The organism is Acinetobacter sp. FY731, from assembly GCF_059515905.1.
This window is the reverse complement of record NZ_JCAKNB010000006.1, coordinates 105,218-127,055: the sequence shown is the minus strand read 5'-3', so window position 1 is coordinate 127,055 and position 21,838 is coordinate 105,218. Positions and strand designations below refer to the sequence as shown.

At 37.1% G+C, this 21,838-nt stretch carries 23 protein-coding genes and 4 tRNA genes; 14 read left to right on the top strand and 13 right to left on the bottom strand.

Going from position 1 to position 21,838, the window contains the following annotated elements:
* Nucleotides 1-41 precede the first annotated feature (41 nt).
* The 4 genes from AC5YC8_RS09720 to AC5YC8_RS09705 all read left to right on the top strand — a co-directional run bounded on the left by AC5YC8_RS09720 (nt 42) and on the right by AC5YC8_RS09705 (nt 631).
* Nucleotides 42-117 (top strand) — tRNA-Lys (locus tag AC5YC8_RS09720).
* Nucleotides 118-138: 21 nt separating this feature from the next.
* Nucleotides 139-214: transfer RNA gene (locus AC5YC8_RS09715), tRNA-Lys, on the top strand.
* Nucleotides 215-274: 60 nt separating this feature from the next.
* Nucleotides 275-350: transfer RNA gene (locus tag AC5YC8_RS09710), tRNA-Lys, on the top strand.
* Between the two features lie 205 nt (nt 351-555).
* Nucleotides 556-631, top strand: a tRNA-Lys gene (locus AC5YC8_RS09705).
* 47 nt (nt 632-678) lie between these two features.
* Here AC5YC8_RS09705 and AC5YC8_RS09700 read toward each other — a convergent pair.
* Nucleotides 679-1,260 (bottom strand): hypothetical protein, encoded by a 582-nt coding sequence (locus AC5YC8_RS09700; RefSeq protein ID WP_496164369.1) that lies wholly within the window; start codon nt 1,258-1,260, stop codon nt 679-681.
* Between the two features lie 276 nt (nt 1,261-1,536).
* Here AC5YC8_RS09700 and AC5YC8_RS09695 point away from each other — a divergent pair, with 276 nt between their 5' ends.
* The gene (locus tag AC5YC8_RS09695) at nt 1,537-1,794 is read left to right on the top strand and encodes a PspC domain-containing protein (protein ID WP_496116271.1); all 258 of its coding nucleotides are present in this window, start codon (nt 1,537-1,539) and stop codon (nt 1,792-1,794) included.
* Nucleotides 1,795-2,061: 267 nt separating this feature from the next.
* Here the strand turns inward: AC5YC8_RS09695 and AC5YC8_RS09690 are convergent, their stop codons facing one another.
* Nucleotides 2,062-2,232 (bottom strand): hypothetical protein, encoded by a 171-nt coding sequence (locus tag AC5YC8_RS09690; protein WP_496164368.1) that lies wholly within the window; start codon nt 2,230-2,232, stop codon nt 2,062-2,064.
* 408 nt (nt 2,233-2,640) lie between these two features.
* On the opposite strand from AC5YC8_RS09690, the gene glyQ reads away from it, so the two are divergent.
* From glyQ to AC5YC8_RS09665, 5 genes are all read left to right on the top strand, one after another.
* A complete protein-coding gene (gene glyQ / locus AC5YC8_RS09685; RefSeq protein ID WP_496164367.1) occupies nt 2,641-3,624 on the top strand; it encodes a glycine--tRNA ligase subunit alpha in 984 nt (327 codons plus the stop codon).
* Entirely contained in the window at nt 3,624-5,693 is a 2,070-nt protein-coding gene (glyS, locus tag AC5YC8_RS09680; RefSeq protein WP_496164366.1) for a glycine--tRNA ligase subunit beta, read from the top strand. Before glyQ ends, glyS begins: the two co-directional genes overlap by 1 nt.
* 69 nt (nt 5,694-5,762) lie before the next feature.
* Nucleotides 5,763-7,034: a hypothetical protein gene (locus AC5YC8_RS09675; protein WP_496164365.1), complete on the top strand. Its 1,272-nt coding sequence runs from the start codon at nt 5,763-5,765 to the stop codon at nt 7,032-7,034.
* A 92-nt stretch (nt 7,035-7,126) separates the two neighbouring features.
* Nucleotides 7,127-7,516, top strand: coding sequence for a hypothetical protein (locus tag AC5YC8_RS09670; protein ID WP_496164364.1), 390 nt, complete (start codon nt 7,127-7,129; stop codon nt 7,514-7,516).
* A gap of 202 nt (nt 7,517-7,718) precedes the next feature.
* A complete protein-coding gene (locus AC5YC8_RS09665; protein ID WP_496164362.1) occupies nt 7,719-8,363 on the top strand; it encodes a hypothetical protein in 645 nt (214 codons plus the stop codon).
* Nucleotides 8,364-8,423: 60 nt separating this feature from the next.
* Here the strand turns inward: AC5YC8_RS09665 and AC5YC8_RS09660 are convergent, their stop codons facing one another.
* The 3 genes from AC5YC8_RS09660 to AC5YC8_RS09650 form a co-directional block, all read right to left on the bottom strand.
* A complete protein-coding gene (locus AC5YC8_RS09660) occupies nt 8,424-9,380 on the bottom strand; it encodes a 2-hydroxyacid dehydrogenase (protein WP_496164361.1) in 957 nt (318 codons plus the stop codon).
* 203 nt (nt 9,381-9,583) lie between these two features.
* Nucleotides 9,584-9,787, bottom strand: a complete 204-nt coding sequence (locus tag AC5YC8_RS09655; protein ID WP_496116262.1) for a hypothetical protein — start codon at nt 9,785-9,787, stop codon at nt 9,584-9,586.
* A 151-nt stretch (nt 9,788-9,938) separates the two neighbouring features.
* The gene (locus AC5YC8_RS09650) at nt 9,939-11,213 is read right to left on the bottom strand and encodes a hypothetical protein (RefSeq protein WP_496164360.1); all 1,275 of its coding nucleotides are present in this window, start codon (nt 11,211-11,213) and stop codon (nt 9,939-9,941) included.
* A 121-nt stretch (nt 11,214-11,334) separates the two neighbouring features.
* Here AC5YC8_RS09650 and AC5YC8_RS09645 point away from each other — a divergent pair, with 121 nt between their 5' ends.
* Together AC5YC8_RS09645 and AC5YC8_RS09640 are read left to right on the top strand one after the other, a co-directional pair.
* Nucleotides 11,335-12,117 (top strand): class I SAM-dependent methyltransferase, encoded by a 783-nt coding sequence (locus AC5YC8_RS09645; RefSeq protein ID WP_496164359.1) that lies wholly within the window; start codon nt 11,335-11,337, stop codon nt 12,115-12,117.
* A 12-nt stretch (nt 12,118-12,129) separates the two neighbouring features.
* Nucleotides 12,130-12,693 (top strand): hypothetical protein, encoded by a 564-nt coding sequence (locus AC5YC8_RS09640; RefSeq protein ID WP_496164358.1) that lies wholly within the window; start codon nt 12,130-12,132, stop codon nt 12,691-12,693.
* An 80-nt stretch (nt 12,694-12,773) separates the two neighbouring features.
* Here the strand turns inward: AC5YC8_RS09640 and AC5YC8_RS09635 are convergent, their stop codons facing one another.
* Nucleotides 12,774-13,970 carry a TIGR03862 family flavoprotein gene (locus AC5YC8_RS09635; protein WP_496164400.1) on the bottom strand — a complete coding sequence of 399 codons (1,197 nt, stop codon included), beginning with the start codon at nt 13,968-13,970 and terminating at the stop codon, nt 12,774-12,776.
* Nucleotides 13,971-13,977: 7 nt separating this feature from the next.
* Nucleotides 13,978-14,628: a class I SAM-dependent methyltransferase gene (locus AC5YC8_RS09630; RefSeq protein WP_496164399.1), complete on the bottom strand. Its 651-nt coding sequence runs from the start codon at nt 14,626-14,628 to the stop codon at nt 13,978-13,980.
* 86 nt (nt 14,629-14,714) lie between these two features.
* On the opposite strand from AC5YC8_RS09630, the gene AC5YC8_RS09625 reads away from it, so the two are divergent.
* Nucleotides 14,715-14,897, top strand: a complete 183-nt coding sequence (locus AC5YC8_RS09625) for a DNA gyrase inhibitor YacG (protein WP_496116257.1) — start codon at nt 14,715-14,717, stop codon at nt 14,895-14,897.
* A gap of 62 nt (nt 14,898-14,959) precedes the next feature.
* Here the strand turns inward: AC5YC8_RS09625 and AC5YC8_RS09620 are convergent, their stop codons facing one another.
* The 5 genes from AC5YC8_RS09620 to AC5YC8_RS09600 all read right to left on the bottom strand — a co-directional run bounded on the left by AC5YC8_RS09620 (nt 14,960) and on the right by AC5YC8_RS09600 (nt 19,320).
* On the bottom strand, nt 14,960-15,604 hold the full coding sequence (locus tag AC5YC8_RS09620) for an MBL fold metallo-hydrolase (protein WP_496164357.1): 645 nt from the start codon (nt 15,602-15,604) through the stop codon (nt 14,960-14,962).
* A gap of 19 nt (nt 15,605-15,623) precedes the next feature.
* Complete coding sequence (gene hemH, locus AC5YC8_RS09615) at nt 15,624-16,637, bottom strand: ferrochelatase (protein WP_496164356.1); 1,014 nt, start codon at nt 16,635-16,637, stop codon at nt 15,624-15,626.
* Nucleotides 16,638-16,710: 73 nt separating this feature from the next.
* On the bottom strand, nt 16,711-17,733 hold the full coding sequence (locus tag AC5YC8_RS09610) for a DUF4062 domain-containing protein (RefSeq protein ID WP_496116253.1): 1,023 nt from the start codon (nt 17,731-17,733) through the stop codon (nt 16,711-16,713).
* Between the two features lie 65 nt (nt 17,734-17,798).
* A complete protein-coding gene (murI, locus tag AC5YC8_RS09605; protein WP_496164355.1) occupies nt 17,799-18,662 on the bottom strand; it encodes a glutamate racemase in 864 nt (287 codons plus the stop codon).
* Between the two features lie 46 nt (nt 18,663-18,708).
* Entirely contained in the window at nt 18,709-19,320 is a 612-nt protein-coding gene (locus tag AC5YC8_RS09600) for a DUF1285 domain-containing protein (RefSeq protein ID WP_496164354.1), read from the bottom strand.
* Between the two features lie 183 nt (nt 19,321-19,503).
* On the opposite strand from AC5YC8_RS09600, the gene AC5YC8_RS09595 reads away from it, so the two are divergent.
* On the top strand, nt 19,504-21,216 hold the full coding sequence (locus tag AC5YC8_RS09595) for an electron transfer flavoprotein-ubiquinone oxidoreductase (RefSeq protein ID WP_496116250.1): 1,713 nt from the start codon (nt 19,504-19,506) through the stop codon (nt 21,214-21,216).
* Between the two features lie 212 nt (nt 21,217-21,428).
* On the opposite strand, the gene tusA is transcribed toward AC5YC8_RS09595, so the two are convergent.
* Nucleotides 21,429-21,686, bottom strand: a complete 258-nt coding sequence (gene tusA / locus AC5YC8_RS09590; RefSeq protein WP_496116249.1) for a sulfurtransferase TusA — start codon at nt 21,684-21,686, stop codon at nt 21,429-21,431.
* Nucleotides 21,687-21,838: the final 152 nt, after the last annotated feature.

Genomic DNA, 21,838 nt, shown 5'->3' with positions numbered 1-21,838 from the left:
TCGTTTCATATCTTGCTACAATACGCTCCATCAAATGATATGGGTCGTTAGCTCAGTTGGTAGAGCAGTAGACTTTTAATCTATTGGTCCCGCGTTCGAGTCGCGGACGACCCACCATTTCATTTGACACTCCTTGATGGGTCGTTAGCTCAGTTGGTAGAGCAGTAGACTTTTAATCTATTGGTCCCGCGTTCGAGTCGCGGACGACCCACCATCATTCTAAAACGTCTGTTTTAGAAACCATCAAATTTTATTTGATACCAAACCTTAGAATGGGTCGTTAGCTCAGTTGGTAGAGCAGTAGACTTTTAATCTATTGGTCCCGCGTTCGAGTCGCGGACGACCCACCATTCTTTCTTAGGGCTTCTTTCTTCCAGCTTGCGAAGATAACGAAACATGCATATTCCGACCAAGACAATAAACCATTCGGTTTTACTTGCCATTTCTCGAAATTTTGCTTATCGATATTGCAAACTAAGTGCTTAACACACTTTTTAAAATCTTAGATTTTAATTTGCATTCGAGTGAAATACTTTTTTCACTAATCCTTACTTAGGGTTGTTAGCTCAGTCGGTAGAGCAGTAGACTCTTAATCTATTGGTCGTGGGTTCGAACCCCACACAGCCCACCAACTTTTTTATTTAAATTAATTACTTAAAAATATTTTTAGACTAAAAGTTACTTTTCTGATTTTAACACGTAAGCTTCGTGCGGAAATGCATTCCCCTCTTGGAAAAATTTACGATTCACATCACTTCCATTCGCAATTTTATTTAGATTCATCGTTAAGTTTTTATTTTTATCAATATCGTAAAAAAATTCGACACCATTACTTCGCTGTAAAATAATTTGATGATTTATTTCATCATATTTCCAGTGATCTTGACGGTATTGTTGTGCTGTTGCAAAAGTAATTGTCCCCGAATGAATAATTGTTCTATGTGCGGTTCCATCTGCCAATAAATTCATAACGAAATCTGCAGTACCATCTTTGCAAAATACAACAGGGTCTTTACAACTCACAACAACATGATACCGCCCCACGTAAGGTAGTGCATTATCAGTTACCACTTGACCAATACTCTCTTCACTTCCCACTGGAATAGCAGCTTGTCCTGCAACATCGGTCAGCTTTCTACCTGTTACAGGCTCATAATCATCTTTACTCGCCCCTTGAAACGTTTCCTTCGTATTATTCACCATACTCTCTGAATGATCTTGATCACATGCGGTAATTCCCACTATCAAAAAAGGAACCATGCAAATTTGATATATCGTATGCCTCAACATTCATTCATCCTTTTATATAATACTGAGCCAGAATTCATTCATAAAATAAACCACAAATCACTTAATAGTGAAATATTTATAATCAAATTATTAAAGGTTAATTGCATTCTAAGATGATATAAAAAACACAGATAGATACAGTTACACATTTTTACGATTTTATGTATTTCATAACTTTAAATCTAACAAAACATCTCCATATTTATTATACAGCCTACTGATTTATTTGATTTTAAGGAGAACTCAATGACCAATGTTGGTTTATATCGCTCAAATCGCTCAAGCATGATTGCAGGTGTAATGGGGGGTATTGCTGAACGTTTTGGTTGGAATGCAAACTTGCTTCGTATTATTTTTATTGTGGTTTCTTTAATGAGCGCAGCATTTCCCGGTATTTTGGTCTATCTCATTCTTTGGTTTGTAATGCCTAAAAAGCAAGTTGAATTACAGCACTCACCTACTCATGAATCGCCAATGCGTACAGTAGGTAACGACCAACCCTAATCTTTTGACCTCATGGTCGCTACGGTATTTTCCCCAAGATATCGTAGTTTTTTTATAATTTTATAAAATATCTAAATAACTTAAGTAAAATAATCTATTTATTGATGATCGATATTTTACTATATCAACCACACACTAAGCATCACAAAAATCTCCTTTAAGTTAAACAACTTACATTCAAATATAATGCTTCAACTTTAGTTAATAAAAGCAATATGACGCTCGTATTACCTTCAATGTTTAGACTTTTGTTCCATTTTTTGCATATTAAAATAGTCTATCCTCATCTTCCCTGTCATTATCCATCTCAACTTTGTAGCAGGTATCTCTACTAATACCCTTCTGTTCACAACTTGCCATTTTTTCTTCAAATAATGGAAACATGGCACAAGAGGTCACGACTAATGAAGCAGCGGCGATCAGAATTAAATTTTTCATTTCAATAAGGTTTCAAATTAAATTTTACCAAACCACAAAAACCATAAATATATCCACCTGATTTCATTTAAATTATTATAATTTACCCACATTTATCTTCAAAATAAAAACATTCCAGAGCCATACTTATTGCCAGAGCATGACGTTATATCCATAAAAATTATAAAAATGTGCTCCGCTCTGCTATTCAGTTTTATTATTTAATGCATGAATCACCATCTTAAAACTTAAAAAATATGCTGTTCCCACCACAACGTGAATTTTTAAATAAGCACTTTATGCCAATTCAACTTTTTACGATTTAAAGATATCGATTAAACCTTCACCATTTCATTCATAACCTTTGCCACACCTCCTTAAAATCCTTATAATTGAGGGTAATTTTTCTCTAATTTTAAGTGGATGACCATGAGTCGCGCCATATCGCATATTGATACCTTCCAAGGCTTAATTCTTGCCTTACAAAACTACTGGGCTGAACAAGGCTGTGTAATTTTACAACCTTACGATATGGAAATGGGCGCAGGCACATTCCACACAGCTACATTCTTACGTGCTTTAGGCCCTGAAACTTGGAATGCTGCTTATGTTCAGCCTTCTCGTCGCCCTAAAGATGGTCGTTATGGTGAAAACCCAAACCGTCTACAGCACTACTACCAATTCCAAGTTGTGCTTAAACCAAACCCAGACAACATCCAACAGCTTTATTTAGATTCTTTAAAAGCGATTGGTATTGATACGCTTGTACACGACATTCGTTTTGTAGAAGACAACTGGGAATCTCCAACACTAGGTGCTTGGGGCTTAGGTTGGGAAGTTTGGTTAAATGGTATGGAAGTGACTCAGTTTACTTACTTCCAACAAGTCGGTGGTGTTGAATGCTACCCTGTAACTGGTGAAATCACTTACGGTCTTGAGCGTTTAGCCATGTACCTTCAAGGTGTAGATTCAGTTTACGACTTGGTTTGGACTAAAGGTCAATTTGGTACAGTTACTTACGGCGATGTATTCCATCAAAATGAAGTTGAACAATCGACTTATAACTTCGAATACGCAAACGTAGAAAAAATGTTTGAATTGTTCGACTTCTATGAAGCTGAAGCAACTCGCTTAATGGAAGCGGAACTTCCACTTCCTGCATACGAACAAGTAATCAAAGCATCTCATAGCTTTAACTTGCTTGATGCTCGTGGTGCAATTTCGGTGACTGAACGTCAGCGTTATATTTTACGTGTACGTACATTGGCTCGTGCTATTGCACAAAGTTATGTTGCTGCTCGTGCGAAACTTGGTTTCCCAATGGCAGAACCTGAACTTCGTGATGAAGTACTTGCACAGTTAAAGGCACAAGTTGAAGCGGAAGCAAAAGTTGAATCTAAGGAGAGCAAATAATGTCTAAACATACAGTATTGTTCGAATTAGGCTGTGAAGAACTTCCACCAAAAAGCTTAAAAAAATTACGTGATGCATTACAAGCTGAAACTGTAAAAGGCTTAAAAGATGCAGGTCTTGCATTCGATTCTATCGAAGCTTATGCAGCACCACGTCGTCTTGCACTTAAAATTGTAAATGTAGATGCTGCTCAAGCAGACACACAAAAACGTTTTGACGGTCCTGCAAAACAAGCAGCCTTTGATGCTGAAGGCAACCCAACTAAAGCTTTAGAAGGCTTTATGCGTGGTCAAGGCATTACTGTAGATCAAGTAACAACATTCCAAGCAGGTAAAGTTGAAAAAGTTTGCTACTTAAAAGATGTGAAAGGTCAAAGCCTTGATGTTTTACTTCCGCAAATTTTACAAGCTGCTTTAGATAACCTTCCAATTGCAAAACGTATGCGTTCTGCGGCTAGCCGTACTGAATTTGTACGTCCTGTAAAATGGGTTGTGTTGTTAAAAGATAACGATGTGATTGATGCTACGATTCAAGATCACAAAGCGGGTAACGTGACTTATGGTCACCGTTTCCATGCACCTGAAGCAATCACACTTGCAAATGCAGATGCTTACTTAGATGCTCTTCGTACAGCTTACGTTGTGGCTTCTTTTGAAGAACGCCAAGCAATCATTGACGGTCAAGTAAAAGCATTGGCGGATGAAGTAAATGCCATTGCGATTGTGCCAAGTGATTTACGTGACGAAGTGACTGCATTGGTTGAATGGCCTGTTGCGCTTCGTGCAAGCTTTGAAGAACGCTTCCTCGCAGTTCCTCAAGAAGCATTGATTACAACTATGCAGGACAACCAAAAGTACTTCTGCTTAGTGAATAGCGACAATAAGCTTCAACCGTACTTCATTACTGTGTCAAACATTGAGTCGAAAGATCCTGCTCAAATTATTGAAGGTAATGAGAAAGTTGTTCGTCCACGTTTGTCGGATGCTGAATTCTTCTTTTTACAAGACCAAAAGCAACCGCTTGCTTCTCGTAAAGAGAAACTTGCAAATATGGTTTTCCAAGCAGAATTGGGTACGCTTTGGAATAAATCTGAACGTATTGCAAAATTGGCTGTAGCGTTATCGCCTATTACTGGTGCTAACCCTGCCGATGCTGAAAAAGCTGCGCTTCTTGCGAAATGTGACTTAACATCTGAACTTGTGGGTGAATTCCCTGAACTTCAAGGTATTGCGGGTACTTACTACGCACGTATTGAAGGCGAAAATGATGAAGTTGCAGAAGCTTTAGGCGAGCAATATTTACCTAAATTTGCGGGTGATGTTTTACCTCAAACTAAAACAGGTACAACCATTGCCCTTGCTGACCGTTTAGATACGCTCACAGGTATTTTTGGTATTGGTCAAGCGCCTACAGGTTCTAAAGACCCGTTTGCGCTTCGTCGTTCTGCGATTGGTATTTTGCGTTTAGTGACTGAAAACAACCTTGATGTGTCTATTGAAGATTTAATCAAGCTTGCTTTAGCTGCTTATGGCGATGTATTGAAAGATCACGATAAGACTTTAAATGATGCTGTGGCATTCTTAGAAGGTCGTTACCGTGCGAAATACGAAGACCAAGGCGTTGCGGTTGATGTAATTCAAGCGGTTCAAGCGTTGTCACCAAAATCTCCGCTTGATTTTGATAAGCGTGTAAATGCAGTAAATCACTTCCGTGCATTGCCTGAGGCTGCTGCTCTTGCTGCTGCTAACAAGCGTGTTGCAAACATTCTTGCAAAAGAAGCTGCACCTGCAGGTGAAGTTATTGAAGCAAACTTGGTTGAAGATGCTGAAAAAGCATTATTCGCTGAACTTGCGAAAATTACGCCTGTAGTTGAGCCGTTATTTGCTGCCAAAGACTACACTGCTGCGTTGTCTGCACTTGCTGCACTTCGTGTGCCTGTAGATGCGTTCTTTGATGGTGTAATGGTTATGGCGGATGATGCTAACTTGAAGTCAAACCGTTTATTGATGCTTGCACAATTACGTGACTTGTTTACGAAAGTGGCTGATATTTCGGTGTTACAGCATTAAGCTATAATTTCTTGAAATTTAAAGAAAACCCCGCTATAAATTAGCGGGGTTTTTTTATATAGATAAATTATGAAAATAGAAAAGAGAAAGCTAACTTACATAATTAATGGCATTAAATTTATCGATTTAGATTGTCTGGAATATGCAGTTCAAAAAAAACTTTTTAATGCTTCATCTTATCAATATTTATTAAAATCACACAAAAAGAAAGGGGATAAAGATAACTTAATCTCTTTTACATTTTTTCAAGAGATTTTAAGAAAGCTTCCAAAGAAGCAGCCATGTTGGTGTTTATCTAATTTAAATTTCATAGATTGTCATTTTCATAAAGAAAGAATGCAGCAAAAGACAGAAAATGAAATTAATAAAATATTCAAAAATAATTTTTCTTATAAAGCATGCCTTCACCAAGGTGTTTCTAATTGTGATGGCTCAATTATAAAGGCTCATTCAATCTCAAAAAAAGGTTCACTACAATATATTAGTGATAATCAGCATGTTTATGGGATGAAATTTGAAATTAATGGTTGGAAGTTCAAAAAAATAGGCATTCGAAATGCCTCAACATTTACTGGCTTTTGTAAGTGGCATGATGAAATTCTATTTTCTTCTTTTGAAAAAAATAATTTTGAAAAAACGTCTAAGCAATTATTTGATCTTTGCTATCGAGCAATTTGCATTGAATATAATGCTATGCAATCAGTTAGCAACTTATTAACACTGATTAAAAAAAGTACTGATAATTCAAAGGATACTTTGTCCCAAATAACATCTCAAATAGAAATTAATAGCCAAATAGCTTTTTATAACCTTGGCTTAAAATATAGTAATTACTACAAACGTAAAATGGAAAATTGTTTCAAAAAAGACAATTATGATAATTTACTAGAACACTACATTTTTGAGTTATGTGAGGGATACCCTCGATTTCATAGTAGTAGCTGTTTTAACTTAGAATTTGACTTAAATGGTAAACCGCTACAAGATTTGAACAATGCTGAAGAACCATCAAAGAATCTTTACATTAATTGTATAAATTTAGATAAACAAGGGTATTTCATCATTAGCTGGTTTAAAGAAAATCATGAATATGGAAACAGAATCATCCAATCCATTATAAATCAACCTTCAAAAATAGAAGATAAACTTTTTTCATTAGTTTTTTTATACATACATAATACTTATGTGTCCCCATCATGGTTCGAAAGTTTATCTGAAGATGAAAAACTTAATATTAAATCACTGCAAAATTTTTGGAATGAAACTAGCACTTTCAATACTGAACTAATTCAAGAAAATTTAGACTCAATAAAAGTTAAAACACATTATTTTTTACAATAGCGTGAATCATTTTGGATACTAATCAGCTATATGCAACCATCTTCGAATTCCCTATACTGAAATGAATTACACTCAACAAGAAAATGGAACTTATGAAACTTAACGCTATCATTCTTACAGTTATCGCTGGTTTCGCACTTACTGCGTGTTCAACTACACCTACAATTCCACACATCAAAGCAGGCGCTTTACAGGAAGTAGAAAACCTAAAAGTACACCCAGAAACCACAAACAATAAAGCCCAACTCAACAAATTCGCAGACAAATGCGTTATTGAGTTCACAGGACAACTTGAGTCTGGAAAAATTGTAGAACAATGGTCATTTAAAGGCTTAACTCTTATTTCAGCAGGTACAGCAACCTTCGAAAAAGATGGAACAAGTACAGCATCAAATTTTGACTTATACTCTCCAGAAGTACAAAAGAACTTCCTATCGCTACGCAACAACTTTGCAAAAGAAGCATTAGCACAATGTGAATAACTCACAATCTGCTCAAAAGCCTTTGTTATTAATCACTAATCGAATTAAAACAAAGGCTTTTTTACATGTAAAATAAAAGCATAATGTAAAACTCGTGTAACTAAGCTGTATGGTTTTAATCTCAAACTAACATCATGCAAAAAAAAGCCGATAAGATTATTTTGTTAATAAAACCCAATATAGAAAAAGAGGATCCATCTAAGTGATCAATCCATCCAAAGCAGCACTATTTGTTTCAGCAATTCTTGCAACTACTCCTTTATTCGCCCAAACCAACACCACTCAAACAGCACAACCTGTAAAGCACTCTCCTGCTTATGGAGATAATCCAAATATTTTTGTCGTTTTGGGGCATAAAACCAAAGAAAAAGTTGAAACTACATTTTCAAGAATTGGCAATGCCACCGAACGTGGTGTAAACAAAATTAAACCGACAGCCCAAAAAACTGCAGACATAGCAGAATACTCTGCAGAAAAAACAGTTGATAAAACCATAGATAAAACAACGGTTTTTGCTGAAAAAACCAAAGACTTTGCCGAACAAACAGTAGAAAAAACCTCAACTGGTATTGAAAACACCACGAACAAAGCAAAAGAAGCTATTTTTGGCAACCCAGAAGACAAAGCACCAATTATTCAACATTCACTCAGTCAGTCATCTACAGACAATCCACCAAAAACATTTTTAGACATTATTCCTGCGCCACAACCAAAAATTATTGAACCTACGCAAACCGCAACACCTCAGCCTGAAGTTCAAACACCTACAAGCGCAGATACACCATCCAATACAACACAAAATATCAGCTCAAATAACGAAGACTCAGATTCATCTCTTCCCCGATAAATTTAACGTATACATACAAAAGAAAGCCCATCTTCTGATGGGCTTTTTTTATTCTTTCAATTAAGCATTCACTTGTCGTATTGGCTGACCTTTTTTAAAGGCTTCTACATTTTCAACCATCTGTTGAACAATACGCTGACGTGCATCTACACTCCCCCACGCACTATGCGGTGTAATTAATAAATTGGGAATTTCGGGGTTTAACAACACATTGCCATCTTTCGGGGGTTCAACCAAAAGCACATCTGTTGCTGCACCTGCAATTTTTCCTGTAATCAAAGCATCTGCCAAATCTTGTTCATTCACAATACCGCCACGCGCACAGTTAATTAAAAATGCACTCGATTTCATGACATCAAAGGCTTTAGCATCTATTAAATTTTGCGTATCTGCACTCAATGGGCAATGCAAAGTTAGAAAATCAACCTGAGCTAACAATTCATTAAATGGAATACGATTTTCACCAGTCGGGCGATTTGGCAAAGCTCCCACTAAAACTTTCATACCAAAGGCTTGCGCTAATTTCGCAACAGCTTTGCCCAATTCGCCATAACCTAAAATACCTAACGTTTTGCCTTCAAGTTCTACAATTGGATAATCAAGCAAACAAAATTGTGATGCTTTATTCCACTCACCCTTTTGTACAGCATGATCATATTGTCTAAAAGATGTTGCCAAGTTAAGCATGAGCATAAGCGTATGTTGCGCCACGGCAGATGTACCATAAGCCTGACAATTACACACCACAATGCCCTGTCTTTTGGCTTGTGCTAAATCAATATTATTGGTGCCTGTCGCTGAAATTAGAATGAGTTTAAGCTTTGGACATTGTTGGATTGCTTCTGCATTCACCACAACTTTATTGCTAATAATGATATCAACATTTTGAATTCTTTCTAATAATTGTGCTGAAGATGTACTTGGATAAACATCCCATTCATCGAAGATATTTTCTAAATTTTTAAAATTTAAGTCATTTTGATCTAAAGATGCGTAATCTAAAAATACGGCTTTCATGCTGCATTCCTTGCTTCATTCATGGAATTTTAAGGGATAAAAACTCCCTGTTCATTGCAAACAGTTTAAGCATATTTGAAATATTTAATAGAGCTGTTTTCACACATATCGATTTTTTATTTCTCATATACATTAAGCAATAAAGCATCAATAAGATATTGAAAGTCTTTTAAATATTCATTCTAAGAATATAAAAAAGCCTGCTATTTTACAGGCTTTTTATCGCAGTGATTTCGAATAGATAGAATGCTTTGTTTCACAACATAAATTGCGAGTCCCAACACCACCAAAATACCACTACCAAAAAAAACATAAGCAGGATACATGGTCGCCTGAGCAAAGGCAGGATTTGAAACAGTTAAACAAAATAGCGTGAACAATGAAATATTCAGAACATTTTTTGTCATAACACGACTCTTATCTTCCAATGATATTTTTATCGTTAAATTCATCTTAGATCGAATTAAAAATAAAGCAATAGTACAAAACTAGACCAAAGCCGTATTTAAAATTGCGATCTGTGATAGAGATTACATACTCAAAAAATATATTTGTAACTTAAGCTTCGCTTTCTAATTCCAATACAAATTTTGCAATTTCAGGAACATCTTCCACAAAGTCGTTACCGCCAAACTCATCACTCGCAAGGTTTAAGTTTTTATAGCTAACAACAAAGTAATCTTCATATTTTTTAATAATAAGTGGGCTCATCCCCACACCTAAGGCATCTTGTTCCTTAAATAACTTCATGACCAAACGATCATTCATTGCCACAATGTAGCGCTCATCATTCAAATGAATTTGTACTAAGCCTGTGCCCTTTGCATAAATTGGAATAAGCAATTTATGATTCAATGCAATCGCTTTTTCTGCGTAACTCTCAATTTTCTGGCTAATGACATTAAACACTAAGCCATGACCATAATTGTCGAGTAACAAACTTCGGCTTTCTTGCGGTATGTTAATTTGTACACCAAGCTTACTTAAATCACGCTCATCCACTTGTTTATTGCTGAGTAACGAGCGAATAAGTTGTTGTTTTTGCTTAGCATCAAAGAAATTACTATCGAGCTGTAAATCATTATTTTTTAGAATTTTCCCTAAAGATGCGCGGTGCTCTCTCAGTGATTTTTCAATCACTTTACGATAATAAAATTTACTGTTCTTTTTCACCTGACGAATTTTTTTATAGAAATAAGTTTCATCAAATTCTTGGGTTAAAAAGTCATTTAAAAGTTCTGAGCTTGCCAAAATTGCAACAGCATCATGCCCTGTAAATGGCAAATGTAAGGTATGAACTTGAGGCAATACTTCTTGAAGTTTAACGTAATGCGCGCGGTCTTCATCATAATAAGGATCGTACACCACAATATATTCACGATCGGCGGATACATCTTTAGCTTGCACTTTCATGTCTTGGTTTACATCTGCATGAAAGAACATGTTGTAGCGTAAATCGGTGACATCTTCAGGATTAATTGAAAATTGTGGCACAAGCGCAATCACACGTTTTAAATTCAAAAGGTTTGAATATTTAATTGCAGCATAGCCCCCCATTGAACCGCCATAACCTAGGCGTGTTTCAAATGGCGCAATCAGATCTGAAATAGCCTCTAGCATGTTGCGAATAGAGCTTTCTGGAAACCATGATTTTTCTTTTGGCATCACGCCAATCACATTGTATTGAAACTTTTCTAAAGATTTTTCGGCATTAATAGACAGACCCTTAGCACGAGTAATTAAATCGCCAAAGGAAAAAACCAGTTCTTTTGATGAACCTTTTAGAAAAATAGCGCGAATATGTCCGTCTTCAAAAATTATCTGTTTGTCCATTCTCACACCAAGCAATAAGTTCGTTCTATTGCATATTAAGTTTACAATTCAATGCTATTGCGATTGATCAAAAGTGAATATGTTATTTTATAGATGCACGAAAGATAAAGAATCGCAAAATATGACACAATCTTTACATTCTTCCGCACAAAAAGGCTTCAGCTCGGCTGCTGAGCTTTATCAGCAAGTTCGTCCAAGTTATCCACAAAGTATAGCACTTTGGTTGCAAGATCGACTCCAACTTAGTACAGAAAGCAAGCTCTTAGACCTTGGTTCTGGGACTGGCAAATTCTTACCTTATTTACAACAAATAACACAGCAGATTACTGCTATAGAGCCAATTGCTGAAATGTTGGCACAATTAAAACAGACTTATCCAAATGTGCAAACTTTGCAGGCATTTAGCCATAAAATCCCGATTCAACCACAAACGATAGATGTTGTGACATGTGCTCAATCATTTCATTGGTTTGCCAATCTAGAAACCTTAACAGAGATTCATCGTATATTAAAACCCAACGGCTATTTGGCTCTCATTTGGAATCAGCGAGATATTAATGTTCATTGGGTGAAAACACTGGCAGATTTAATTTCACCTTTTGAAGGTGACACGCCGCGTTACCACAGCAACCAATGGAAAAATGTTTTTCAAGAACAGGAATTATTCAAACTTTTCCAAGAAACTACAATTCAACATTTGCATCATGGTACAGTGGAACACGTTGTTTCAAAACGCTTACTTTCAACCAGTTTTATTGCGGCAATGCCCCAATCAAAACAACTTGAGTTTAAAGCACAATTTGAAAAAATCGTACATGAACATACCGGGAAATCTGCACAAGATAATATCGATTTTCCATATACCACACATGTATATGTCTTTAAAAAAATAGCGACAGAATAGGATAATCTTCTCATGAATATTTTACTGAAACGTATGGCTTTTCCTGCACTTATTTGCTCTACATTATTTTTAAGTGCTTGTAATAATAAAAATGCTGAACACTCAGATGAAATAACTCCAGAAGATAAAGTCATGCAAGAACTATCCTCTGAAGCTGTTCGTCATTTTGATAAAACACCAAATGATCAACACGATATTCGTTTACTTGTGGACTATGACAACCGTTACACACAAGTCAGCGATGAAATGGAAGATGAACTTACCAAGCTCGCTAAGGCTGGAAACTTAACAGCTGAATTTTCATATACACGTAAAAAAGATAATTTAACCTCTGCTTCTGAAATGCTCAAAGCTTTAGATTTAAAAACCGAACAAGGTCGTTATATTCAAGGTCTGATCGCCAGTTATTGGGATAAGCAGCTTCAACTTTTAGAACAACATAAAGATAAGGCACTCGACGATAAAAGCCTCTCTGATGATAAATTAAAAGACTTAGGTTCTTATTTACATGCACAAGATCAACTTGAAAATTGGCGCTCTCAATATCCTGAAATGGAATCTCAACTTGATCAATAAATCAGGTTAAAGAGGAAATAAAAAAGGAATCACATTCGATTCCTTTTTTATTTCCTAGATTCGCATTTGAACGACATTTTCTATTTACTTAAATAAGAATGTACGCCTTCACCCGCTGCTCTACCTGTAGCAAAACAAGCGGTGAGTAAATATCCGCCTGTAGGCGCATCCCAATCGAGCATTTCACCACATAAGAATAATGTAGGATTTGATTTCAACTGCAAGTGTTCAGTTAATGCTTCTTGCTTCACGCCACCTGCACAGCTAATCGCTTCTTCAATGGGTCTAAAACCTGTTAATGGAATAACTAAGTTTTTTACTTTTTGCGCCAATGCATGTGCATCTGTCCAAATATCTTTCGCAACAAGTTCTCGAACTAAATTTGCTTTTGCTGTATCTAAACCTGCTTTACGCCAAATATTGCTTAACGATTGTTTTTTACTTGGCTGTAATTTTTTTGCAAGTTGCTCAATACTTTGATCTGGCAATAAATCCAAAGTTAATGCCATAGATTGACCACATTTCACTTGCTCACGTAAAGCTCGACCTTGTTTATATACTAGTCCACTTTCTAAACCGTAATGGCTAATAACAATATCACCACTCGCTTTATCGCCACTATTTACCCATGCTTCAACGCGCTTTAATGGTTCGCCAAATACAGGTTGCATAAACTTAGACCACGCAATTTCTACGCCTGCATTACTTGCCTGGAAGCTTTCAATATCAGATATATTCAACCATTTTTGCCATGCTCCATCACTTCCTAGCTTTGACCAAGACACTGCACCACAAGCCAAAACAATCGCATCGAACTTTTCTTCTAAAGTTTGCCTCAATACAAGATTCTGAATGCTTAATGTTGCATCAGTTAAATCTGAAACTTGGTGTCTATAATGAAATTTAACACCATCTTCCATAAGGCGTTTTAACCACGCCCGAAGTAAAGGCGCAGCTTTCATTTCAATTGGAAATACGCGCCCCGATGTACCAACATAAGATTCAATTCCCAAGCTTTTCATCCAAGCTTGAATCCAATGGGCATCCCATTTTTTTACCCAAGGACTTAGCCATTCCACCCGATCATAGCGCTGTACAAATAGATCTACAGGTTCTGCATGTGAAATATTTAAACCTGTTTTTCCAGCCATTAAAAATTTACGTGCAGCAGATGGCTTTTGCTCATACACATGAATATCGTAGTTATACTGACTGAGCACTTCAGCAGCCATAAGCCCCGCAGGGCCCGCACCAATAATTGCAACACGCTTTTTCATGACTAAATTAATCCACTTTCTCTGCTGTAGCATTTACCCCTTGTAGAGGCTGAAAGTCATCAAAACGGGTGTTGTAATCGGCAGGTTTGGTCATCACAAGTTGTTGGCACAATTCACCGCGTTCTAAATATTTAATTTCAAAATGGGTACGTGCCGATGTTGCAGGAATAACTTCTTTTACAAAAGGCAATTTCCATACATCTACAAGTTGCTTTTGAGCTTCTTCAATATATTCAAGAATATTACTAGCTAAAGTAATTGTACCGCCCACTTGTAAGCGAGAAATTAAAAACTCAAAGAACGGCATATTTAACCAACGCTGTGCAGGATTATGCGGCTCTGGGTTTGGGTACAAAATAAAAAATTGCTCAATTTGTGCAGGAAACAATGCATGCACTACCCAAGGTAAAGCATCTGCATGAACAGGCTGAAAATTGCTTTGACCTTCAATGCCATGTTGTTTTTGCATAGCTAAAAACTTTTCGCGTGTACGCTCAACCGCAATTAATTTTTTATTTGGGTTTTGTCCACTAAAAAGTAGCGCGTGCTTTCCTTTACCTGCACCAATTTCTACGCAAATAGGTTCATTGACAATGGTTTGAAAATCTCGGGGAGCATGCATACGATGTGCTTGAAATTGACGAATTGGCATAATCAGATCAAACTAATAAAATTCTGCACAAGTCTAACAAGTGCAATCGATTTTGCCTAATTGAATCATCCATTTTCGTTTGGAGCTTATACATGACGACTTTAAATTGCCCACGCTGTGGGGAACTCACCCCTTGGGAAAATAATGAATATCGTCCTTTTTGTTCTGAAAGATGCAAACTGATTGACTTTGGTGCATGGGCAAACGAAGGCTATAAACTCCCAACTCAAGATGCGCCACAAGCCGATGGCGGACGTGAAGAAGATCAGTATTAATTTAAAAACTGCAAATAAAAAAAGGTCTGAATATTCAGACCTTTTTTAATGCAGATATAAAATTAGCCAGCTTTACTTGCTACAAATGGATTGTGCTGTTTTTCAAAACCAATGGTACTCAATGGTCCATGACCTGAAATAAACTGAGTTTCATCTGGCAAGCTAAAACATTCACGCTGAATAGAATCCAACAATTGTTGATGGTTTCCACGTGGAAAATCTGTACGTCCTATCGAGCCTTTAAAAAGCACATCACCTGTCCACAACAAACTGTAGTTTTTGTTATAGAACATGACATGACCTGGGGTATGTCCTGGTGCAAAGCGAACTTCAAATTCTTCCTCGCCTATTTTCAACACTTCCCCACCTTCAAGCCACTGGTCAACCTCAACCTTTTCAGGAATTGGAAAGCCATAACGTGCCGAAACTTCTTGAATTTGATCTAACCAAAAAGCATCTTCTTTATGTGGACCAACAACAGGCACAGACCAAACTTTTTTCAATGCACCAACCGCACCTGCATGATCTAAATGTCCATGCGTTAACCATAATGCTTTAACAGTTAAGCCGATTTCTTCCACTTCAGCTTTGAGCTTTTCAGCATCGCCACCTGCATCAATCAAAATTGCTTCTTTGGTTTCCGAATCCCAAACAATTGAACAGTTTTGTTGGAATGCCGTGACAGGCACAATTTTGACTTGCAACATATGGCGAAAACCTCAATTTTTAAATGGCTAATGTTTGCTTTAAGGCATCAAGATTAGCTTGAACCAAGTGATTGAGCAATTGCAAATGATCATCACGCGAATTTAGCGCAGGAATATAAGCATAACTTTCACCACCTGCATCTTTAAATACTTCTTCATTTTGAATCGCTAATTCTTCAAGCGTTTCTAAGCAATCTGCTGAAAAAGCAGGGCTCATAATTTGCACCGACTTCACACCTTGCTTACCCCAATCTTCAAGCAGTACATCGGTATAAGGTTTTACCCATTCTTGCTTACCAAAACGCGATTGGAAACTAATAGCCCATTCATTTTCAGATAAACCTAGCGCTTCTGCGACCAATTTTGCTGTTGTACGACAACGGTCTGCATAAGGGTCACCCTTATCTGCATAAGGCTGAGGAATACCATGAAATGACATCAATAATTTTTCAGCTTTACCATGTTGAGCTTGATATTCACGCACACTTTGCGCTAAAGACTGAATATAAAGTGGATGCTGATAATAATCGCGAATAATGGTTAGACCTGGCAAATTTCGTTGCTGTGGAATCCATTTCGCAAAAGCATCGTACAAAGGAGCAGTCGATGTTGCTGAATACTGTGGAAACAACGGAAACAAAATAACGTGATCTTGCTGATTTTGACTTAAGCGCTCTAAAGCAGATGCAATTCCTGGATTACCATACGTCATGGCAGGAACAACCGTCAGCTCAAATTCAGGATACTGCTTTGTCAATGTTGTTTTAACACGTTCAACTTGTTGAAGCATGATTTCACGCATTGGTGAATCTTTTGACCATACCATTTCATACGCATGTGCCACGCGCTTGGGACGAAATGGCAAAACAAATACATTTAGAATGATTTGCCAAATGGGTTTTGGAATTTCAATTACACGCTGATCGGACAAAAACTGTTTCAGGAATCGACGAACTGCTGGCACCGTGGGTGCATCAGGCGTACCTAGATTAGCCAAAATCACGGTCACTTTGGGTTTAGTTGCAGTCATCATCAAGCCTTTTTCTTATTCAGTTTGAATAAGCTTACTTTAACAGCTTTCTAGACATTCTTGATATTGATTAATTCTAAGATCTAAATTGTAAAGTCCGATCACTATCTAATAAATTACTTTCTAAAAGACGTTTTGCTTTCGGAGAAACTTTCCACAGCATACGTTGGCGATCATCACGCCCTGTCGGCACAATCCAATCATTTTCACGCATTTGCATTTTAATGGTGTGTAAAGCACGAATATTGATTTGTGCACGTGCAACTGCATGCGCTCGTGGCATCTCTTCACGCGCATCTGCAAGTCCAGTTTCATTTAAATATTCATTCATACTCTTAGAAAAGAAATCTTCTGGAGTAGGATTAATAAATGTTGTACCCAAAACACTTAATAACTGCGCCCATGTCATACGGCGCTGTACTTTTAGCTCTTTAAAATTACCGTCTTGATAAGCGTGCATTCGATATTCAAAAGAAAAGTCTTCATGCATCGAAACTTTTTTAATATTCAAAAATGGATCTGCTTCACGCGTACCAGCATTTGTTTCTAATTGAACAATAGTCGCTTTCAGCGCTTCAATTTGATCATGTAAAGCTTGTGTATTTTGAGGACGAACCCAACCAGAAACGGGATAACGCTCTAAAATTTGAGACATATTTAAACGTACAGCAAGCTCTAAATCTCGCATAGTTCGATATGTAAAAATTTGATCAACGTCTTGCATAATCAACTTACGAAATTCTTTGAATTTCTCTCTTAATTCTGGCTTTTCATCATGCAAAGATTCATCACGTGCATCTGGATTTTCATGTACAAAGGCAATAATTGGCTTTTGCTTGGTCACAGCATAAATGTACTCAAGATGCATATAGCCAACACCAGAGACTGACTGCTCTCCATATTGACTACCTAATATCACCACCACATAATCACAATCATCAATTTGGCGACGTGCAAAAGTCGTACTTAAAGGTGTACGTTGCTCTAATCCCCAAGAGAAAAAACCCATACCAACCAGAGTTTGGGACAATACAATTCGTTCTGGTTGCATTTCACGGCCAGAAGTAGAGATAAAAACCTGATAACGCTTATCGAGCATTGGGTTTCCTTTCTATATTATGTATTTTTAAATTCAATCAACACTTAAATCTTAAAATATAAATTTTAAATGTTTTTTATTTCCCATGTTAAATTAGATGGAATAAGGTGCTGCAACACTGCTGTTAATTCAGCTGCATTATTTCCACTCACATAACAGGAAACACGAAAGTCTGACTTAAGATTACGTTCAAATAATAACGCATTTTTGATTAGAATGCGGGAAGTTTGTCGCGCTACAGCCTGTCCAGAGTCAATTAATTTTAATTTTTCACCAAAAATATGTTGAATTGCAGGCTTTAAAAATGGGTAATGCGTGCAGCCTAAAACTAAAAAATCTGCACGTTGATTGACTGCTGGTTGTAAAATCTCTTGCAATACTGATAAGCATGCTTCACTCATTTGCTCTCCTGCTTCAACAAATGGCACCAAATCTAAACAAGTAATTGGAAGCACAGATACATGAGCAGGAATGGCAAAACGCTGAACAACGTCTTTAATAAGTTTGCCACGAAAAGTTGCAGGTGTTGCTAAAACTGCGACTGTTTTTGTTGTTGTTTGAAGAACAGCTGGTTTAAGTGCTGGAACCAAGCCCACTATAGGAAAGTTCTCACCATAATGTTCACGTAAATAATCTAAACTAAATGCGGAAGCTGTATTACACGCCACTACGGCAATTTTACATCCCTGACGATACAACCACTCAATGGCATGAGCCGTAAGTTCACGAATATTTTGATCACTGCGTGGACCATAAGGCACATTGGCAGTATCTGCATAATAAACAATACGTTCATTTGGCAAATATCGTGCAATTTCAATTGCTACAGACAAGCCACCAATTCCCGAATCAAAAATACCAATAGGCGCACTCGGCTTTGCCTTAGGCATTGGTTCATTTAAAGGGTAAATAGGATGAATGGCTGTCATATCTTTAAATTCAAAAGTTCGAAATAAGATCGCTAAAGCTTAAACCTCAGGTGCCTAATTGCAAGTGTAAATCACCACTTTTAAGCAATAAAAATGCTTCACCTTGTTCATTTTCTTTCAACTCCCCCATTTCGACTAAATGAAAAAATGAAGATCTTTGAATTAATGCATTAATCCCAAAACGAACATGTACATAAGGACGCAATTCACCTGCGTATTCACGCATAAAAATGGAATGTTCTTTATCAACAAGAATAACATCGTCTGTTGTAGTAGTAAGTTGCAAATAATCTTGCCCCTCAATTTCTACTCGATCGACCTGATTTACAAATAAAGGTTCATCTTCAACTTCAATTTCTATTTGCTCTACAGGCGTTTTTAAATAGAACTTTCCATCCTCTTTCCAAAGTACTGTCGAAAAGAGATCAATTAATGCTTTTCTTTTGATTAATTGACCTTCGTGCCACCATTCTCCATTAGCTTTTATTATCAAATTCATTGTGCCACAATGCTTTGGGTGCCATTGCTCTAAAGGCGGAATTGACTTTTTGTGACCGGACTGTCCACCTTTTAAGTATTGTGCAATATCCATTAAATTCTTATGATCAGAAATCGCTAGTTTTTTCGTCGGATTTGATGAATTATTTTTGTGTGCCATAAATGCATACCTTACTGACGGAAAAATAATATGATTTAGCCAATTGGCTAGATCAAGGTTTAAAACTATACTAGCCCATATTATAAAAGACACGATCTTTTTGTGTCTGGGAACCGAACACTCATGGCAGCACCGAATTGAAAAATTACGGATGCCACCTTCGTTATATATGAGGAGTCCTACATGGAGCACATCGAACGTGAATCGATGGAGTTTGACGTAGTCATTGTTGGTGCAGGCCCTGCGGGTCTTTCTGCAGCAATTAAAATTCGTCAACTTGCAATTGAAAATAACCTAAACGATTTGTCCGTTTGTGTCGTAGAAAAAGGCTCCGAAGTTGGTGCGCATATTCTGTCTGGTGCTGTTCTAGAACCACGCGCAATGAATGAATTGTTCCCAAATTGGAAAGAAGAAGGTGCGCCTTTAAATGTTCCTGTAACTACAGATGAAACATACTTCTTAACTTCTCCTGAAAAATCACAGTTAGCTCCACATTGGATGGTTCCAAAAACCATGCATAACGAAGGTAACTACGTTATTTCACTGGGTAACGTAGTTCGTTGGTTAGGACAAAAAGCTGAAGAATTAGAAGTTTCCATTTTCCCAGGTTTTGCTGCTTCTGAAATTCTTTATCATGAAGATGGTACTGTTAAAGGTATCCAAACAGGTGATATGGGTATTGGTAAAGATGGCGAACCTACGCATAACTTTGCACCAGGTTACGAACTTCATGCCAAATACACTCTATTTGCTGAAGGTTGCCGTGGTCATTTAGGTAAACGCCTGATTGCGAAATTCGACCTAGATAAAGATGCCGATCCACAACATTATGGTATTGGTATCAAAGAACTTTGGGAAATTGACCCTGCTAAACATAAAGCAGGTGCAGTAATGCACGGTGCAGGTTGGCCGCTAAGTGAAACTGGTTCTGCTGGTGGCTGGTGGTTATATCACGCTGAAAACAACCAAGTTACCTTAGGTATGATTGTTGATCTTTCTTACCAAAATCCACACATGTATCCATTTATGGAAATGCAGCGTTGGAAAACGCATCCACTAATCAAACAAGTACTTGAAGGTGGTAAACGTATTTCTTATGGCGCGCGTGCCGTAGTAAAAGGTGGTTTTAACTCACTTCCTAAATTTACATTCCCTGGTGGTTCTTTAATTGGTGATGATGCAGGTTTCTTAAACTTTGCAAAAATTAAAGGTTCACATACTGCCATGAAATCGGGCATGTTATGTGGCGAAGCTGTATTTGAAGCCATTCAAGCAGGTGTAGAAAAAGGTGGTGACCTTGCCATTGCTCGTGTCATTGAAGGTGAAGATTTCTTTACTAAAGAATTAACGTCTTACACTGAAAAATACAATAACAGCTGGTTAAAAGAAGAGTTATACAATTGCCGTAACTTTGGTCCAGCAATGCATAAATTTGGTACTTTCGCTGGTGGTGCATTCAACTTCATCGACCAAAATGTATTTAAAGTTCCATTTACACTGCATGACTTAGTGCCTGACTTCAGCGCATTAAAAACTGTAGATGCTGCAAGTGTTAAACCAAACTATCCAAAACCAGATGGTAAGCTTACATTTGACCGCTTATCTTCTGTATTTGTATCGAACACCGTACATGAAGAGAATCAGCCTGCTCACTTAAAACTGACAGATGCATCTATTCCAGTAAATGTAAACTTGCCAAAATGGGATGAGCCTGCTCAGCGCTACTGCCCTGCTGGTGTTTACGAAATTATGGAAGAAAATGACGGTTCTAAGCGTTTCCAAATTAACGCAGCAAACTGTGTTCACTGTAAAACTTGTGACATTAAAGATCCATCTCAAAACATTACTTGGGTAACACCTGAGGGTGGTGGTGGTCCTAACTATCCAAATATGTAATTTGGACAGTTCTTGCGCGAGCTCATACCCTAACATGTAATGTCCTTGCGGCAGATAAAACTATGTTTTACCTGCCTCATCTTGCGAAGTAATCTTCTCATATCCAAATATGTAATTTGAATCAAATCGTGTAAGAGAAAAATTATAGATTTCTCTCTTACAATAAAAAAATCCCTACTAAATGCAGGGATTTTTTTTATTGCTTAAAAGTTTTAGCCTTTTTTAACTAAATAATGAAATTCTTTATTACCTTCTTCATCTAATTTTTCTTCTTGCAGTAATAGTTCATGACCTAAATGCATACAAAACTTTGGAATATCCCAAGAAGTCGAATTATCTGTAGCAAAAACCTCAACAATATCGCCAGATTTCGACTTACGAATAGCCTGATGAAGCATCATCACAGGTTCAGGACAGCGTAGTCCACGTGTATTTAATTGAATACTTGGTTCAATAAATGAATCAGACATCACAATACTCAAAAATTTAAACTTTTTACATTCTAGCACAACGCAAGAATTCCCCATGCAATACAAACTGTTGCGTATTTGAAAAGTACTCAACAAAAATGACAACTATCCAACTATTTAATAGATAGACATCTATATTTTCTTCGGTATGA

Excerpts from the sequence above, each read along its gene's own strand:
- AC5YC8_RS09625 (WP_496116257.1), top strand. The coding sequence starts at position 14,715 with ATGACGACTTTAAATTGCCCACGCTGTGGGGAACTCACCCCTTGGGAA.
- glyS (WP_496164366.1), top strand. The coding sequence starts at position 3,624 with ATGTCTAAACATACAGTATTGTTCGAATTAGGCTGTGAAGAACTTCCA.
- AC5YC8_RS09690 (WP_496164368.1), bottom strand. The coding sequence starts at position 2,232 with ATGAAAAATTTAATTCTGATCGCCGCTGCTTCATTAGTCGTGACCTCT.
- tusA (WP_496116249.1), bottom strand. The coding sequence starts at position 21,686 with ATGTCTGATTCATTTATTGAACCAAGTATTCAATTAAATACACGTGGA.
- AC5YC8_RS09670 (WP_496164364.1), top strand. The coding sequence starts at position 7,127 with ATGAAACTTAACGCTATCATTCTTACAGTTATCGCTGGTTTCGCACTT.
- AC5YC8_RS09675 (WP_496164365.1), top strand. The coding sequence starts at position 5,763 with ATGAAAATAGAAAAGAGAAAGCTAACTTACATAATTAATGGCATTAAA.
- AC5YC8_RS09620 (WP_496164357.1), bottom strand. The coding sequence starts at position 15,604 with ATGTTGCAAGTCAAAATTGTGCCTGTCACGGCATTCCAACAAAACTGT.
- AC5YC8_RS09655 (WP_496116262.1), bottom strand. The coding sequence starts at position 9,787 with ATGACAAAAAATGTTCTGAATATTTCATTGTTCACGCTATTTTGTTTA.
- murI (WP_496164355.1), bottom strand. The coding sequence starts at position 18,662 with ATGACAGCCATTCATCCTATTTACCCTTTAAATGAACCAATGCCTAAG.
- AC5YC8_RS09640 (WP_496164358.1), top strand. The coding sequence starts at position 12,130 with ATGAATATTTTACTGAAACGTATGGCTTTTCCTGCACTTATTTGCTCT.
- AC5YC8_RS09645 (WP_496164359.1), top strand. The coding sequence starts at position 11,335 with ATGACACAATCTTTACATTCTTCCGCACAAAAAGGCTTCAGCTCGGCT.
- AC5YC8_RS09610 (WP_496116253.1), bottom strand. The coding sequence starts at position 17,733 with ATGCTCGATAAGCGTTATCAGGTTTTTATCTCTACTTCTGGCCGTGAA.
- AC5YC8_RS09650 (WP_496164360.1), bottom strand. The coding sequence starts at position 11,213 with ATGGACAAACAGATAATTTTTGAAGACGGACATATTCGCGCTATTTTT.
- AC5YC8_RS09695 (WP_496116271.1), top strand. The coding sequence starts at position 1,537 with ATGACCAATGTTGGTTTATATCGCTCAAATCGCTCAAGCATGATTGCA.
- AC5YC8_RS09595 (WP_496116250.1), top strand. The coding sequence starts at position 19,504 with ATGGAGCACATCGAACGTGAATCGATGGAGTTTGACGTAGTCATTGTT.
- AC5YC8_RS09660 (WP_496164361.1), bottom strand. The coding sequence starts at position 9,380 with ATGAAAGCCGTATTTTTAGATTACGCATCTTTAGATCAAAATGACTTA.
- AC5YC8_RS09700 (WP_496164369.1), bottom strand. The coding sequence starts at position 1,260 with ATGGTTCCTTTTTTGATAGTGGGAATTACCGCATGTGATCAAGATCAT.
- AC5YC8_RS09635 (WP_496164400.1), bottom strand. The coding sequence starts at position 13,970 with ATGAAAAAGCGTGTTGCAATTATTGGTGCGGGCCCTGCGGGGCTTATG.
- hemH (WP_496164356.1), bottom strand. The coding sequence starts at position 16,637 with ATGATGACTGCAACTAAACCCAAAGTGACCGTGATTTTGGCTAATCTA.
- AC5YC8_RS09600 (WP_496164354.1), bottom strand. The coding sequence starts at position 19,320 with ATGGCACACAAAAATAATTCATCAAATCCGACGAAAAAACTAGCGATT.
- glyQ (WP_496164367.1), top strand. The coding sequence starts at position 2,641 with ATGAGTCGCGCCATATCGCATATTGATACCTTCCAAGGCTTAATTCTT.